Below are 15338 nucleotides of genomic sequence, written 5' to 3' on the forward strand. Positions count from 1 at the left end.
AATAACAAAAACGTTACTTCTGGCCTCTTCTCTCAATTATTTTTATAATCCATCAAAAATATATGCAATGCATGGGCTTTTAGCTTAGTTTAATGCTTATATCATGTTTTTCGGCTATTAAAATAGTCGTTTTATGAAGATAAAATCATACTTATTACTATAAATACTCATAAGTCGTGATTTGTTTTTTGGGTAACGACAGGGGGAATGAATGGAAAGCTCACAACAAGAACGACCTCAAGGATTGCAACGAGGCTTAGAAGCGCGGCATATCGAGCTTATTGCGCTAGGTGGAACAATTGGTGTTGGCCTATTTATGGGCTCAGCCAGCACATTAAAATGGGCAGGGCCATCGGTTTTGCTCGCTTACATTATTGCCGGTATTTTTGTGTTTTTTATCATGCGCTCAATGGGCGAAATGTTATTTGTTGAGCCAGTAACAGGTTCTTTTGCCTCCTTCGGCTATAAGTACTTAAGCCCATTTTGGGGCTGCTTAACGGCATGGGGCTATTGGTTTATGTGGGTTGCTGTCGGTATCTCTGAAATTACGGCAATAGGTGTCTATGCTGAGTATTGGTTCCCAGACGTCCCTCAATGGATATTTGCGTTGATCGCGGTGGTTTCCGTTGCACTTGCAAACCTTGCGGCAGTTAGGCTCTATGGAGAGCTAGAGTTTTGGTTTGCTATGATAAAAGTCACCACGATTGTGGTTATGATACTGATTGGGTTGAGTCTCATTTTTTTAGGCATTGGCAATAATTTTGAACCGATTGGCCTTGCGAATTTGACGGATCATGGCGGGTTCTTTGCGGGTGGCTGGAAAGGTTTTTTATTTGCTTTGTGTATCGTAGTTGCTTCTTATCAGGGCGTCGAATTAGTCGGGATCACCGCGGGTGAAGCGAAAAATCCACAGGTGACATTGAAAAAAGCGATCAATAATATCTTATGGCGTATTTTAATTTTTTATGTTGGCGCTATTTTCATTGTTGTTACGCTGTTTCCATGGACGGACGTTGGGCAACAAGGTAGCCCGTTTGTATTGACCTTTGCTAAGGTAGGTATCGCGTCAGCGGCGGCGGTGATAAATTTTGTGGTGCTGACTGCGGCGCTATCAGGCTGTAATAGCGGTATGTACAGTGGTGGCCGTATGTTATATGCGTTAGCCCAAAATAGACAACTCCCCGCCTCACTATTAAAACTGACACGTAATGGCGTACCAGCGCGCTGTGTTGGCTTGACTATCTTATGCTTATTGGTAGGTTCGAGCCTAAACTATATCATTCCTAACCCTGAACAAGTTTTTGTTTATGTGTACAGCGCGAGTGTTTTACCTGGCATGGTGCCTTGGTTAGTGATATTGACCAGTCAACTGCGTTTTCGGCAGCAGAACCAAGACAAGATTGTTGGACATCCGTTTAAATCGATTCTGTTTCCATGGGTGAACTACGCAACGTTACTGTTTTTAGCTTGCGTGATAGTCGGCATGGCGATTAACCCTGATACCCGCTTGTCGTTAATTGTTGGTGCGATCTTTTTATTGACGGTTTCTGCGCTTTATTTCTTACTGCGCACACGTAACCGCGCGAAGAGTCAGTGCTAATTCGCTATCATCATCACGCTGTTGATTGACCAATATCGCGATAAAGAGAGAAAAAATGCTCTCTTTATCGACGAAATGCGCAAAAGGCAAGCAATCGAAAATTTTATTGAAAAAAGGACTAGACAGAACCTCATTAAATCCGTACTATCCACACCCGCAACGGCGTTAAGCGCCCGTAGCTCAGCTGGATAGAGCGCTGCCCTCCGGAGGCAGAGGTCTCAGGTTCGAATCCTGTCGGGCGCGCCATTAAATTAGCGTGCTGCTACGGTTGGCAAAACAAAGTTGTATGTAGTATAATAGCAACGCTTTGAATAAAGTGAAGTTATGGTGGCTATAGCTCAGTTGGTAGAGCCCTGGATTGTGATTCCAGTTGTCGTGGGTTCGAGTCCCATTAGCCACCCCATTCTTTTGTGACATTGCGAGGGTGGCGGAATTGGTAGACGCGCTAGCTTCAGGTGTTAGTGTCCTCAGGACGTGGGGGTTCAAGTCCCCCCTTTCGCACCACGAAAAGAATGTAAAGTAGATATACCCTATCGGCGAGTAGCGCAGCTTGGTAGCGCAACTGGTTTGGGACCAGTGGGTCGGAGGTTCGAATCCTCTCTCGCCGACCAAATTTAAAGAACCCCGCTTTAATCAGCGGGGTTTTTGCATTTAGAAGCGCGCAAAATCAGCTTATTCATTGGTACGAGCTACCTTTGGCACGGGTATACCAATCATCAATTATCAATCATTATTCAAACCCCAAACCCCAAACCCCAAAACCCAAAACCCAAAACCCAAAACCCAAAACCCAAAACTCAAAACCCACACCTTCGACATTAACTCCAACGTCAGCTTCAAGTGCCAAATAAACGGTAAGCATGACTGAACGTATTTAAATGTCTGTGCGTTAAGAATGACCGTTTATGGTTCCCGATATACTCATTGACTGGTTATCTGTTAGAACAAATGCGACTGAGGGCTTTATGAAGAAAATCATAGCTAATAGACTGTTTATATTTGTTATTTTTTCTATCTATTCGTCTGTGTCGCAAAATAGATACAAACCAGTATCTCAGTGTCGCCAAATGGAGACATATAATACATTGATTTTTAATAGTAAATTATCCAGGTGATTTTGATGTCTCTGAATTGAGACAGCTTTGTTGTTAAAAAAGGATGCTCACACAGCCTCATGTAAGGCAGGGGGAAAATGGCACTATATAAAAAACTGCTAGGATTGCGTTAGGCGTGTTTTTTCCGATGAAATGGGATAATAGAAAGAAAAAAGGCCATTCAAAAAAAGTTGGCACGCATTCTGCATTATCTATTGTGTAGATGCTCATTCCACTTATTATGACAGCAATGCTTCATAAACCCAGGAATGATGCAAAGCCGATTATCGGTGCCTATTGTCCAATATAGATGAACAAGAGCTAATCCTCTTCTCATCAACCCGTGGACGAAACGTTGAGTGAGGCACCATCCGTCTGTAGACCTGATTGTATATTTACACCTGCCTTGCTGGCAGGTGTTTTTTTTTATATGAACTCATCGACTAGAGCGATTTCCCTCTGTACAGCATGATGCTGTTACGGAAGGAAATCAGAAATTCATTTGTATGACATTAATTTTTGCGATTACAAAACCACTTGCTGAACCAGCGAGTGAGGTAGGTATAACACAAAATAATAAATGTAATGATGAAAACGTCTTTATTTAGATCAACAGTATCGAAACCAATGATAGAGATAAAAACAAAAGGTGACAGAATTAAAAGTAGCAGGTCGAAAAATACTTGTAGTCGATTCGGGGTTGAAATGATCCAGCGCCAAATAGTTTTAATTACATTCATGTAGATGTCCTGAGTTCGATTAAATCAAAAACAATGTATTATTTATACACTATGTAAATGGTATATTACAGAACAACCGTTATTTTGTTTGATGTTATACAACAATTAGGCGTTTTTCAGTCTAATTTGTGCTTTTTAAATATCATGGCGACTGATAACAGCCGTCAATATAATGTATTTAAATAAGTTTAATTAGGCTAATACTGTTAATCATATTATGAGTGATAAAAATGTTTGATTAAATATGATGGTATTTAGAATAAAAATAGCGGATAAAAAAACTCCACTTATAAAGTGGAGTTTTTCGTTTATATATTTCAAAATAGTTTTTAAGAACGTTCTTTTTTGAGTGAATGCAGTAAGGCTTCTTGACGTATTTTAGCGGCTTCCTCTGCTTTGTGCAGTTTATCGAGGGCATCGGCTAACCAAGCGGCATCATGAGCATCAAAACGTTGCGCTAATGCGGCTTTGAAATAAGTCTCTGCGTGTTCCCATTGCGCATGCTGTAATGCGATTTGCCCCATTGTACTATTGAGTAATGGTGTTGCTCCTGACTGCTTAACCAGTTGCTTTAATACTTTCTCAAGCTGTTCTGGTTTATCGCTACGGAGTCTTGGTGCGAGGAGTAATAAGCGCTCATCATATTGCTGTTTCAAACCATCAATCACAATTTTTTCAGCACTTTCGATATCATCACATTCAATCAAATGTTCAGCTAAGAAGGACTGTAAAGCCGTTTCATGACGGATTTTTCGTGGCTGAGCTTTCCACCACTGTTTCAAGCCTTCACTACCATTTTCAGCCATACATTGATTCATCAAGCCCTTATAAGCTTTCAGTTTTAATGCCTCTAACTCATCTTCGTTATGAAGTTGTGTTTTCGCCATAATCGGTAGCAGTTCAATCAGTGCCTGATAAGCCCCTGAACGTAAGTAGGCTTGTTCAGCAAGACGTAGTACTTCAGGGTGGCGGGGTGCTTGATCGAGAAGTTTATCGACCCCCGTTCGAGCCGCATACACTTCGCCTTCAGCCAATTGAATACGAACACGGCTGATATCGACGGGAAGTTGGTCGTTGCCGGCAACTTCGGCGGCTCTATTGAGGTATTGATGAGTTCGATGCTCATCTCCACGCTGTTGTGCCGCTTCAGCGGCAAGTAAATAGTTAATCACTGGCTGCTGAGAAAAATCCGCGTGTTTACTCATCAGTTTTTCAACTTGGTCGAAATCGCCTTCGGCAAGTTTGAGTAAGGCTTTTTGTGTTTGTGAGTGCGCTTTATGGTATTTACGCCCACTGACCCAGCCTTTAGTTCGTGAAGTGGTGCTAATAAAACGACGGTAACACCAGCCAAGGAACAGCAGGACAAACTGGAGCAACACAAAGCACAGCACTAAGTTAGTGACACTGGTGGTGATATCATAATCATCTGTACGGATGAAAACATAACCTTGGTGGCCCGCTAAGAGAGGGCCTAAGATAATACCAGCGATAAGCACAATAAAAAGGATCAGTACTTTAATCATAATTACCCCTTCTGCTCATTGGCTGGTGCATCAAGAGGTGCTGCCTCTGAATCTTCAGGTTTTGCGACCGCTTTTTCAGGCTGTTTTTCTTCTGTTGGTGCAGCTTCAGCAGGCGTATTAGCCACTTCTTCTGACTGTGCCAACAGATTACGAACGCGTGTTTGCATTACTTTTTCAAGTTTAGGTTGGCTTTCTAAAGCATCAGGCATCTCAGTCGCGATCGGTTGATTTATTAAATCATCAACTTCAGCTAAGAAGGCTTTTGTTGCCGGAGCGTTAACATCAAAATAAGCACGAACCCAAGTAGAAACTTGTTCGAGTGACTGTTTATAGGTTTCTTCTTGATATCGAGGCACCGCTTGTGCAGCGATCAACAATTGAGAACGAATGTTTTCACGTAGATAGATATCTTGATTTGGGGCCAATAATGGGGCTTCTGAACCGTCACGAGCACGTACGGTGATAAAATCATTAGTAAAGTTTTTCCAACTCCGTGATAGATTTTGCTTCCAATCCGCGATATCGCTGGAGACTTCTCCTTCATCTTCAGCTTTCACATCACCGCTGTTAATCTCATTGAGGCGCAAGTTATCGACTTCATTACTCAATTGATTCAAACGAAGAATAATACCGTCATAATCGACTTGATTGATCGCCGCTAAGCTAGCAATATCATTTTTAATGGCTTTACGGATATCAAGCAGGCTAGGGTCATTCATTTCAGCAAGACTAGAATCCGCACTTTTTAAGAGTACCGCGGCCGTGACTGGGTCGTGATCATTCCATAATTTTCTTCCTGCCATTTTGACCATAAAATCAGCCTGTGCCAGCAACCAACTTTTAACATCTGAGCTTGAGAGCGTATTAACATGTGCCTGTAGCTCTTGCATATGACGGTTGAGCTGCTCTTCATATTCACGAGTCTGTGTTTTGATTTCTGACTGTGAGGCGAACAGCGCATCCAAGCGCTGGCGGTCAACTTTTTGCTGTTCGGCTAAATCATTCAACTGTTGCTTCAATTCGTTATTTTCATTCACGAGTTGCGCATTACTTTGTTGAGTAAAATAATAAATACCACCACCAATGGCGATGATAATTGCGATAGCGATGGCACTACCGATGAGACCAGAACGTTTTTGCTCCGAAGACGGCTTAGGTTGGCGGTTTTTTGGGGTTTCCGCGACAGTTTCATTATTAACCGTTTCGGTAGAATTATTTTGTTCCGTCATAAATTAGCATCCCATGTCGGTTGAAAATAAGGCGTCCAATAAAGCATTATTTTCTGCGCTATTTGCCACACAGACCTTTTTCCAACCATTTTGGCGGGCTTGGTCTGCAATCCGTTCGCTGACAACTAATAAGCGGCGATTGAACCACCATGCTTTGGTATTTTCAGCGATTAATTGATTGAGTAAGGCTAACATTTGACCACTACTGATCACAATATCAGTAATATTTGCATTAACCCATTGTTGATTAAACTCTGTTTTATCGTATAAAACAGGGTGTCTCGCATAACATTCACAATACTCAACCTCTGCACCTCTGGAACGTAATGTTGAGGCTAGGAGCTCCCTTCCTCCGTTTCCGCGTAATAGAAGTGCACGTTTACCTTCAAGAAATTGCAATTCAGGAAGGCTAAGTAATGCTTCACTGGTCTCTCCGTGCTCTGGCCAACGGATAGTGCGACCTGTTAACGCCTCAAAATACTGGCCGGTTGAACGACCTATCCCATAGTAGGATAACTTATCTGACCAGTTGCGTCCTGCTTGTTTAAGGGTTAAATGTGCATACCAGACCGCATTTTTAGATAAAAGAAAGACTAAATCGTGTTGATCAAGCTGCTGAAGGCGTGATCCCAGTAAATTTAATTCAGCACCCGGCGCAATACTAATGAGCGGGGAAGCGAAAGCATCGCCTCCCTTTGCTTTGATTGCTGCGATGAGTTCGCAACCAGCTGGCTCAGGCCGCGTGACTAGTACTTTCATGCCGGTGGATTCCCTTGGTAAACCACAGAGAGAATTTCGCGGGCGCCTTTATCGAGTAATTCCTCAGCAAGAGAGATCCCTGCTTGTTTTGCTTGTTCTGGGGCGATTAAACGCTCGCCACGAATGACTTGGCTACCATCTGGCGCCCCCACTAAAGCACGTAGCCAAATTTGGTTATTTTGCCAAATCGCATAGCTCCCAATAGGTACTTGGCAACCGCCTTCAAGGCGCATATTCATAGCACGTTCCGCGAGAACACAGATGGCTGTTTCATCGTGGTTAAGTTTTTCGAGTAGTTGACGAGTACGCTCATCCTCTAAGCGGCACTCAATACCCACCGCACCTTGTCCCACGGCTGGTAAGGATTGTTCAGGCGCTAATGCAGTACGAATTCGCGCTTCTAAACCTAACCGTTTCAGCCCCGCGACGGCCAAAATTATGGCATCGTATTCGCCATTATCCAGTTTCGAGAGCCGAGTTCCCACGTTTCCGCGTAGATCGCGGATAATGAGGTCTGGGCGTAGTTCTCGTATTTGGCATTGGCGGCGTAAACTGGACGTTCCCACTATGCTACCGCTAGGTAGAGCCTCAAGGCTGTCAAAGTGATTAGACACAAAAGCGTCACGTGGGTCTTCACGCTCACAGATCGTGACTAAACCGAGCCCTTCTGGAAATTCAACGGGAACATCCTTCATTGAATGCACTGCGATGTCTGCGCGTTTTTCCAGTAAAGCTAACTCTAATTCTTTAACAAATAGACCTTTTCCACCTACTTTAGCTAAGGGAGTATCTAAAATAATATCGCCTTTAGTCACCATCGGTACCAGTTCAACCTGCAAACCGGGGTGTAGTTGTTCGAGCTTCTCTTTAACAAAGTGTGCTTGCCACATAGCTAAAGGGCTTTTACGTGTTGCAATACGGACGATATTTATTGAAGTCATTTCGTTGCTTTCTCAGGCATAAAGGCCATAGATTAACCATACAATTATCCCTAGTTTTAACATTTTAGCGATGGATTTTCCAGTTAACGACGCTAAAGCTAACGATTCATTAATTGCCTTATTAATAGAAAGCGTCTCTTTTTGATAAGGTTGCTGCGACATAAATCATCAAAAAAAGAAAGTAATGCAAAGGATTGTTTAGCTATTTGTGCGGTTAAAGTCGTAAACAAATTTCAATTTAAGTCAATTTAGTGGTGAAGCGTTCAAGCACAGGCCTAATGCGAAATACGTTTGTGATGGATGCTTGGTGTGTTTTTTTTGAGCAATCAGATGATTTGTTATTATTCCATTGATAAACAAGGGATATTCAGTCGCTATAAAAAATAAAAAGCCTTTTTATACAATATGTTGAAAATTAATTTGTATCAAAAATACACAGATAAAATTATGTGATCTACTTTACCCTTTTGCCGCAAGGTGTTAAATTGATCACGTTTCCGACAATTCATTTGAAAATAAATTTAAACTTACTTTTAATTAACGCGAGATGTCGCTAGGCGGCAGGTCGATAAGTCGCTAGGCGTTGTAAAAACCAGGTAACTAGCGCAAGTCAGCATCGTTAGTAGCGCTGCAACTTGAAGTATGACGAGTAGATATTTCTCTTTATTGGGTGCTGGGTATTCCCAGATTTGTCGTTAAGTTCATTCAGCCAGGCGTATCCCTTGTATCTCTATATTGAAACTCTAAAACAGAGACTTGATGCGATAAACCAACTTCGGTTAGATCGTGCGACAGCGTCAATGGATGAAACCTTCTGTAAGGTTTACAGTCTGCTGCCTGTCTTATTTCATTATCATCACCCAATGATGCCTGGCTATATTGAAGGAAACGTCCCTCATGGTGTGTGTTTCTTCACGCCTGATGATGACCAACAAACATGGTTGTCGCAATTTGAAAAATATCTTCCCTCAGCAGATAAAGCGAATGGTGAACTTCCTATCACAGGCATTTATTCCATGGGGAGTACATCATCGATAGGTCAAAGCCAATGTTCAGATATTGATATTTGGGTTTGTCATCCCTCTTGGTTGGATAGTGAAGAAAAGCGCCTATTACAGAAAAAATGCACATTAATCGAACAGTGGGCGGCTTCTCTTGGCATTGATGTGACGGTTTTTTTGATCGATGAAAATCGTTTTAGACACCATGCGAGTGGCCATATTGGCGGAGAAGATTGCGGTTCAACACAACATATTTTATTGCTTGATGAATTCTACCGTACCGCGGTACGTATGGCGGGTAAAAGGCTGTTATGGACCATGGTACCCGTCGAAGAAGAACATCATTATGATGAATATGTGATGTCGCTTTATGCTCAGGGGGTATTAACGCCAAATGAATGGCTAGACCTCGGTGGATTGGGCGAACTGTCTGCCGCTGAATACTTTGGTGCAAGTTTGTGGCAATTATATAAAAGTGTCGACTCACCTTATAAAGCGGTTTTAAAAAGCTTACTATTAGAATCTTATTCGTGGGATTATCCAAAAGGCAAATTACTCGCATTAGAATTTAAACGCCATCTCCACGCTGGCGAGATAGTTTGTTACGGTTTAGATTCTTATTGTTTAATGTTAGAGCGTGTTACCCGCTATTTAATCGAAATTAATGATACTACTCGCCTTGATTTAATTCGTCGTTGTTTCTACCTCAAAGTCTGTGAAAAACTCTCCAAAGATACTGAAGATGAATGTTCTGGCTGGCGCCGTGATGTACTTTCACAGTTAGTTGAATCATGGGGGTGGGGTGCTGAACGTTTAGAGATGTTAGATTTGCGCAATCAATGGAAAATTGAGCGTGTTCGTGAAGCCCATAATGAGTTACTCGACACGATGATGCAAAGTTACCGTAACCTGATCCGCTTTGCTCGTCGTAATAATTTAAGTGTTAGTGCTAGCCCACAAGATATTGGCGTATTAACCCGTAAGTTATATGCTGCTTTTGAAGCGCTACCGGGTAAAGTGACACTTGTTAACCCGCAAATCTCTCCAGACCTCAGTGAGCCACATCTTACGTTTATTTATGTTCCTTCTGGCCGCGCGAATCGTAGCGGTTGGTATTTGTATAACCAAGCACCACATATTGACACCATTATTGGTCATCAACCGCTCGAATATAACCGTTATTTGAATAAACTGGTCGCTTGGGCTTACTTTAACGGATTACTGACTGAAAATACTCAGGTGTATATGCATCATGGTCAGTCTCAATGTGATGAGAAGAAGTTACTTGAATTGATGCATGACGTTTCGGGGCATTTTCCGATTCGCTTACCGGCCCCAACGCCAAAAGCCTTGTATAGTCCTTGTGAAATCCGCCACTTAGCCATTATCGTCAATTTAGAAAAAGATCCGACACAAGTTTATTCAGACCAAGTGGTACATTTTGATTTCAGAAAGCTAGACGTGTTTAGTTTTGGTGAAGAACAACGTTGCCTAATTGGTAGTATTGATCTGCTGTATCGCAACTCTTGGAATGAAGTGAGAACACTTCACTTTAGCGGCGAACAATGCATGTTAGAGGCACTCAAAACCATTTTAGGTAAAATGCATCAAGATGCTGCGCCGCCAGATGCGGTGGAAGTCTTCTGCTATTGTGAGCATTTACGTGGCCTAGTGAGAACACGTGTACAACAGTTGGTTTCAGAGTGTATTGACTTGCGTTTATCAAGTAATCGCAATGACCCCGGTCGTTTCAAAGCGTTACGGATTGCTGGGCAAACATGGGGCTTATTCTTTGAACGGTTAAATGTTTCAGTTCAGAAACTGGAAAATGCGGTTGAGTTCTATGGGGCCATTTCTCACAATAAATTACATGGTTGGCCTGTCAAATTAAACGCCAAAGAAAATAACCATTTACCCGCCGTTGTTGACGGTTATGCAAGTGAGGGTATCGTACAGTTTTTCTTTGAAAATACCGCAGATAACACAGGCTTTAACATTTATGTTTTAGATGAAGCCAACCGAGTGGAAATTTATTCTCACTGTGAGGGTTCCAAAGAAGACTTAGTACGAGACGTTAGCCGTTTCTATTCATCGTCTCATGACCGTTTTACGTACGGTGCTAATTTTATTAATTTTAATTTGCCTCAGTTCTATCAAATTGTGACTCATAAAGGCAAAAGCCAAGTGATACCCTTTTCAGGCGGAACTTGGCCTTTCGATATTGAAGAGCAGGATGAATTAATGAATGCTGGGCATTTTGATACTTCACCGCATCATCAAGCCCATCATTATTGAGCGGACGAATCGTTAATACTAAAACGTAAAAGGCTCACCGCTTTGCGCGCTAATAGCTTGTGCGAGCATCTCCGTGAATCGTTGCCCTGAACGATCGCATACCCACTCATTATCTTTATAGTCGTAGTGATAGCCGCCGTGTTTCGTGGCGAGCCAAATTTGGTGGAAAGGCTCTTGTCGATTGATAATGATTTTGCTGCCACCTTCAAAACTGAGCGTCATGACACCACCATTCGTTTCACAATCAATATCCGCATCACCGTCATAATTGTCCAAATGTTGTTCAATAGAAGCCATCATTTGATCGGCAAGTTGGTGAAATTCACTGTCATTCACGGTTAATTTCCTATCAGCTTAAATAATTTACTAATAGAAATTATAGGTGTGAATATCAGTGAGGGTCAATCGACGAAAAGGGAGGACGCAGGGTAACTTTCTTTTGAGAATACTAAAACATTTGTTGGTGACTGTTCTTTTAAGCATTATGCTATTGTGGGTAGGGAATAAAATCACGATACAATTGATGAACAATAGTGATTTGCTTAGGCTGCCCTGTTAATCTGTTAACCCTATTCAGACGTCAAAAGTTAGTTTTACAGGCGAAATATAATGAAAAAAAGTTTAGTTGGACTCTCTGCGTTTATTATGTTGTTGACTCTTTCTGGTTGTGGCTTAAAAGGCCCTCTCTATTTTCCACCAGAAGAACAGGCTTCAGCATCACAAACTGAAGATGTTGAACCTAAGGCTCAAAATAGTACCGCGGCAGATTCACGAGCGCCGTCTTCAAATCAACAATAAGCTGCTGCGATGGAGCGGATTATGCAATTTTCTAAAATGCATGGCTTAGGTAATGATTTCATGGTCGTCGACGGCGTCACTCAGAATGTTTATTTTTCTCCTGAGCTGATTAGCCGCCTTGCGGATAGGCATACAGGGGTTGGCTTTGACCAACTGTTGTTAGTTGAGGCGCCTTATGATCCTGATTTAGATTTTCATTATCGTATCTTCAATGCAGATGGAAGTGAAGTTGCACAATGTGGCAATGGTGCTCGCTGTTTTGCACGTTTCGTACGTTTAAAAGGGCTGACAAATAAACAAAAAATTAAAGTCAGTACTCAAGCAGGTCGCATGACATTGACGATCAATGAAAATGACGATGTTTGCGTGAATATGGGGGAACCTGAATTTGAACCTCAGAAAATACCTTTTCGCGCTATCAAAGCAGAAAAAACCTATATTATTAGAGCGTTAGAACGTACAGTATTATGTGGTGTGGTTTCGATGGGAAATCCTCACTGTGTTATTCAGGTTGAAAGTGTAAAAACAGCTGAAGTGGAAATTTTAGGCCCTGTTCTTGAGAGCCATGAACGGTTTCCAGAACGCGTTAATGTCGGTTTCATGGAAATAATCAATGCGAACCATATCAGCTTACGTGTGTTTGAACGTGGAGCGGGAGAAACGCAGGCATGCGGTAGCGGTGCTTGTGCCGCGGTGGCAATCGGTATCCAGCAAGGGTTATTATCAAATCGAGTGAAAGTTGACTTGCCAGGAGGATCCCTTGATATTAGTTGGGAAGGGCCTGGCCATCCATTATATATGACAGGGCCTGCGAGTCATGTTTATGATGGGGTACTACAACTTTAAGCTTTATTTCGCGACTCAAGAAATTGCAAGTGACAGCGTTATTGGCTGTACGCGTTGGCGTTAGCGACCTGTTTTGTGACTGACTAGCGCCTTATTTGCCATCTAACTATACTGGGATTTATTTAGAGTAGACTTAATCATCAAGAGGTTATAATGGATAAACTGAAAATAGAGCCAGATAGCCCTTATCAAATTGATGATCGCCAAGTGGCGCGTTACTTACAGGAACAGCCCGACTTCTTTATCCGCAATGCTTCGCTTGTTGAGCAACTTTCAATATCGCATGCAATACAGGGGACAATTTCGTTACCTGAAGCGGTGATGAATCGACAGCGACTAAAAATCAAACAGCTCGAACAAGATATCTGTTTCATGGTTGAACAAGCGCATGAAAATGGTTTGCTATTTGATGAGTTACTGTATCTTGTCATCGATATGTCAATGGCGCAAAGCCTGAATGAGATGCTCAGCAGTTTAAATCGCTGGGCAAAAAAACTCGGCCTATCAGGGGCATCTGTTCGTTTATTTAGTGATTGTTGGCGGTTGTCTGCTCCTCTTGATGCGCAAGCACTTGTGGTTTCCCGTAGTGCGTTCGAATCTATTCGCCTTCAGCGTTTTGGAGAGAAAACGCATTATTTAGGTACGCTGAATGGCCCTGAAATACAACTGCTGTTGCCGGAAGCTATGAATGTAGGCTCGGTAGCGATTTCTCTCTTTGGTCATCATGGGGAATCAGGAATGGTCATTTTTACTAGCCGAAATCGAGACCATTATCAATCTGGTATGGGAACAGTGATGTTAGAAAAAGTGGCTCAAATTCTACCGAGGTTATTATGCCGATGGATAGAACGCTTATAACGACTCAGCCGGAAGGGCTGATGACCCAAGTCGAAGCATTTTTACGTTATTTACATGTTGAGCGTAGATTAAGCCCTGTCACGATCACTAATTATCGCCGCCAGCTCACGACAGTGACAGAAATGCTCAATGAAATGAAGGTGAGTGAGTGGCAACAGCTTGATGTCGTTAAAGCCCGTAATATCGCGGCTAAAAGCCGTCGAGCAGGCTTGCAAGCAGCCAGTATGGCGCTGCGATTGTCTGCATTACGGAGTTTTTGTGATTGGATGGTACAACAAGATGAATTACCAGCTAATCCAGTCAAAGCAGTACAGGCGCCAAAAGCGAAAAAGCGACTGCCAAAGAATATGGATGTTGATGAAGTCTCACAATTACTGAATATGGATAGCGGTGACCCACTGGTGGTGCGAGACAGAACCATGTTGGAAGTGATGTATGGCGCGGGGCTGCGTTTATCTGAATTAGTTGGATTAGATATTCGTCATTTAGATCTCGCCTCGGGTGAAGTCAAAGTGATGGGAAAAGGCAGTAAAGAACGTAAAATCCCATTAGGTAAAACTGCGGTGAGTTGGTTAACACGTTGGCTAGAAATGCGTGAGTTATATGCACCGGAAGATAATGCCGTTTTTATTTCGACACAGAGTGGCAAGCGAATATCAAACCGTAATGTGCAAAAACGTTTTGAGCAATGGGGCATTAAACAAGGGGTAAATAGCCATATTAACCCACATAAGTTGCGCCATTCATTTGCAACACATATTCTTGAATCAAGTGGTAATTTACGCGGTGTGCAAGAATTGCTCGGCCATGCCAACTTATCAACAACGCAAATCTATACACACTTAGATTTTCAGCATTTGGCTAATGTTTATGATGTGGCTCATCCCAGAGCAAAAAGGGAGAAACCTTAATGCATTTTTACCGTCCGCTGTCACCGATTCAAGCGATAACGTTTGATTTGGATGATACTTTATATGATAACCATCCGGTCATTGATAAAACGGAAGAAGAGGTATTACGTTTTGTCCGTGAATATGATCCACAATTCAGTCATTTTACTCATCATGATTTGTATACTTTTCGTCGCATTGTGGCTGAACAAGAACCGGATATTTGCCACGATATCACCCGCTGGCGCTGGTTATCATCGAAAATGATGTTTTGCCATTATGGATATAGCCGAGAAGACGCTCTAAAAGGGGCGGATGAACTAATGGCTCATTTTACTTATTGGCGAAATCAAATAGATATTCCTGAATCAACCCACCAGATATTAGCTCAGCTTGCAGAAAAATTACCCCTAGTGGCGATTACCAATGGTAATGCAGAGCCAGATGCTTGTGGCTTGGGGCAATATTTTCAGTTTGTGTTGAAAGCAGGGCCGGATGGGCGCTCAAAACCTTATTGTGATATGTATCGGCTAGCCGCGCAAAAACTCGATTTACAGCCTCATGCTATTTTACATGTGGGCGATAATCTATTGACGGATGTAGAGGGTGCTATTCGTAGTGGTATGCAAGCCTGTTGGATTAACGTCGACAATAAAACACTCATGGAAGAGAAAGATGTACGCTTATTGCCGCATGTTGAAATTTCGCAGTTGGCTTCTCTATTGTCGCTGGTATAATCATTTTTCTGTATAAAAACACAGTGG

The 15338-nt window shown here is 42.3% G+C and carries 13 protein-coding genes and 4 tRNA genes; 11 read left to right on the forward strand and 6 right to left on the reverse strand.

Annotation, left to right across the window (positions count from 1 at the left end; translation table 11 throughout):
* The first annotated feature begins 211 nt into the window (after window positions 1-211).
* The 5 genes from thrP (at window position 212) to O7C57_RS01485 (ending at window position 2211) form a co-directional block, all read left to right on the forward strand.
* Window positions 212-1600: a bifunctional threonine/serine APC transporter ThrP gene (gene thrP, locus O7C57_RS01465; RefSeq protein ID WP_154624230.1), complete on the forward strand. Its 1389-nt coding sequence runs from the start codon at window positions 212-214 to the stop codon at window positions 1598-1600.
* Window positions 1601-1769: 169 nt separating this feature from the next.
* Window positions 1770-1846 (forward strand) — tRNA-Arg (locus O7C57_RS01470).
* An 81-nt stretch (window positions 1847-1927) separates the two neighbouring features.
* Window positions 1928-2003: transfer RNA gene (locus O7C57_RS01475), tRNA-His, on the forward strand.
* 15 nt (window positions 2004-2018) lie between these two features.
* A tRNA-Leu gene (locus O7C57_RS01480) sits at window positions 2019-2104 on the forward strand.
* A 30-nt stretch (window positions 2105-2134) separates the two neighbouring features.
* Window positions 2135-2211 (forward strand) — tRNA-Pro (locus tag O7C57_RS01485).
* 995 nt (window positions 2212-3206) lie between these two features.
* Here the strand turns inward: O7C57_RS01485 and O7C57_RS01490 are convergent.
* From O7C57_RS01490 to hemC, 5 genes are all read right to left on the reverse strand, one after another.
* Complete coding sequence (locus O7C57_RS01490; protein WP_154622326.1) at window positions 3207-3434, reverse strand: hypothetical protein; 228 nt, start codon at window positions 3432-3434, stop codon at window positions 3207-3209.
* A 329-nt stretch (window positions 3435-3763) separates the two neighbouring features.
* Window positions 3764-4957, reverse strand: coding sequence for a protoheme IX biogenesis protein HemY (gene hemY, locus O7C57_RS01495; protein ID WP_163863276.1), 1194 nt, complete (start codon window positions 4955-4957; stop codon window positions 3764-3766).
* 2 nt (window positions 4958-4959) lie between these two features.
* Window positions 4960-6186 (reverse strand): uroporphyrinogen-III C-methyltransferase, encoded by a 1227-nt coding sequence (hemX, locus tag O7C57_RS01500; RefSeq protein ID WP_247047183.1) that lies wholly within the window; start codon window positions 6184-6186, stop codon window positions 4960-4962.
* A gap of 3 nt (window positions 6187-6189) precedes the next feature.
* Window positions 6190-6945, reverse strand: coding sequence for a uroporphyrinogen-III synthase (locus tag O7C57_RS01505; RefSeq protein WP_154622905.1), 756 nt, complete (start codon window positions 6943-6945; stop codon window positions 6190-6192).
* Window positions 6942-7886: a hydroxymethylbilane synthase gene (gene hemC / locus O7C57_RS01510; protein WP_154622904.1), complete on the reverse strand. Its 945-nt coding sequence runs from the start codon at window positions 7884-7886 to the stop codon at window positions 6942-6944. Before hemC ends, O7C57_RS01505 begins: the two co-directional genes overlap by 4 nt.
* A 722-nt stretch (window positions 7887-8608) precedes the next feature.
* Here hemC and O7C57_RS01515 point away from each other — a divergent pair.
* Window positions 8609-11182: a class I adenylate cyclase gene (locus O7C57_RS01515; RefSeq protein ID WP_163863272.1), complete on the forward strand. Its 2574-nt coding sequence runs from the start codon at window positions 8609-8611 to the stop codon at window positions 11180-11182.
* Window positions 11183-11200: 18 nt separating this feature from the next.
* Here O7C57_RS01515 and cyaY read toward each other — a convergent pair whose 3' ends face one another.
* Window positions 11201-11518 (reverse strand): iron donor protein CyaY, encoded by a 318-nt coding sequence (gene cyaY / locus O7C57_RS01520; RefSeq protein ID WP_269723522.1) that lies wholly within the window; start codon window positions 11516-11518, stop codon window positions 11201-11203.
* A 273-nt stretch (window positions 11519-11791) separates the two neighbouring features.
* Between cyaY and lptM the strand changes: the two genes are divergently transcribed.
* The 5 genes from lptM (at window position 11792) to yigB (ending at window position 15311) form a co-directional block, all read left to right on the forward strand.
* Window positions 11792-11980, forward strand: coding sequence for an LPS translocon maturation chaperone LptM (gene lptM / locus O7C57_RS01525; RefSeq protein ID WP_154622902.1), 189 nt, complete (start codon window positions 11792-11794; stop codon window positions 11978-11980).
* Window positions 11981-12001: 21 nt separating this feature from the next.
* Complete coding sequence (dapF, locus tag O7C57_RS01530; RefSeq protein ID WP_163863267.1) at window positions 12002-12826, forward strand: diaminopimelate epimerase; 825 nt, start codon at window positions 12002-12004, stop codon at window positions 12824-12826.
* A gap of 153 nt (window positions 12827-12979) precedes the next feature.
* On the forward strand, window positions 12980-13684 hold the full coding sequence (locus tag O7C57_RS01535) for a DUF484 domain-containing protein (protein ID WP_269723523.1): 705 nt from the start codon (window positions 12980-12982) through the stop codon (window positions 13682-13684).
* Window positions 13666-14595: a tyrosine recombinase XerC gene (xerC, locus tag O7C57_RS01540; protein WP_269723524.1), complete on the forward strand. Its 930-nt coding sequence runs from the start codon at window positions 13666-13668 to the stop codon at window positions 14593-14595. The genes O7C57_RS01535 and xerC overlap by 19 nt, the downstream gene beginning before the upstream one ends.
* The gene (yigB, locus tag O7C57_RS01545) at window positions 14595-15311 is read left to right on the forward strand and encodes a 5-amino-6-(5-phospho-D-ribitylamino)uracil phosphatase YigB (protein ID WP_154622898.1); all 717 of its coding nucleotides are present in this window, start codon (window positions 14595-14597) and stop codon (window positions 15309-15311) included. Before xerC ends, yigB begins: the two co-directional genes overlap by 1 nt.
* Window positions 15312-15338 lie beyond the last annotated feature (27 nt).

This window comes from Providencia sp. 21OH12SH02B-Prov, from assembly GCF_027362595.1.
Classification (GTDB): domain Bacteria; phylum Pseudomonadota; class Gammaproteobacteria; order Enterobacterales; family Enterobacteriaceae; genus Providencia; species Providencia zhejiangensis.

Excerpts from the sequence above, each read along its gene's own strand:
- hemX (WP_247047183.1), bottom strand. The coding sequence starts at position 6,186 with ATGACGGAACAAAATAATTCTACCGAAACGGTTAATAATGAAACTGTC.
- O7C57_RS01535 (WP_269723523.1), top strand. The coding sequence starts at position 12,980 with ATGGATAAACTGAAAATAGAGCCAGATAGCCCTTATCAAATTGATGAT.
- hemC (WP_154622904.1), bottom strand. The coding sequence starts at position 7,886 with ATGACTTCAATAAATATCGTCCGTATTGCAACACGTAAAAGCCCTTTA.
- hemY (WP_163863276.1), bottom strand. The coding sequence starts at position 4,957 with ATGATTAAAGTACTGATCCTTTTTATTGTGCTTATCGCTGGTATTATC.
- thrP (WP_154624230.1), top strand. The coding sequence starts at position 212 with ATGGAAAGCTCACAACAAGAACGACCTCAAGGATTGCAACGAGGCTTA.
- O7C57_RS01505 (WP_154622905.1), bottom strand. The coding sequence starts at position 6,945 with ATGAAAGTACTAGTCACGCGGCCTGAGCCAGCTGGTTGCGAACTCATC.
- lptM (WP_154622902.1), top strand. The coding sequence starts at position 11,792 with ATGAAAAAAAGTTTAGTTGGACTCTCTGCGTTTATTATGTTGTTGACT.
- dapF (WP_163863267.1), top strand. The coding sequence starts at position 12,002 with ATGCAATTTTCTAAAATGCATGGCTTAGGTAATGATTTCATGGTCGTC.
- yigB (WP_154622898.1), top strand. The coding sequence starts at position 14,595 with ATGCATTTTTACCGTCCGCTGTCACCGATTCAAGCGATAACGTTTGAT.
- O7C57_RS01490 (WP_154622326.1), bottom strand. The coding sequence starts at position 3,434 with ATGAATGTAATTAAAACTATTTGGCGCTGGATCATTTCAACCCCGAAT.
- xerC (WP_269723524.1), top strand. The coding sequence starts at position 13,666 with ATGGATAGAACGCTTATAACGACTCAGCCGGAAGGGCTGATGACCCAA.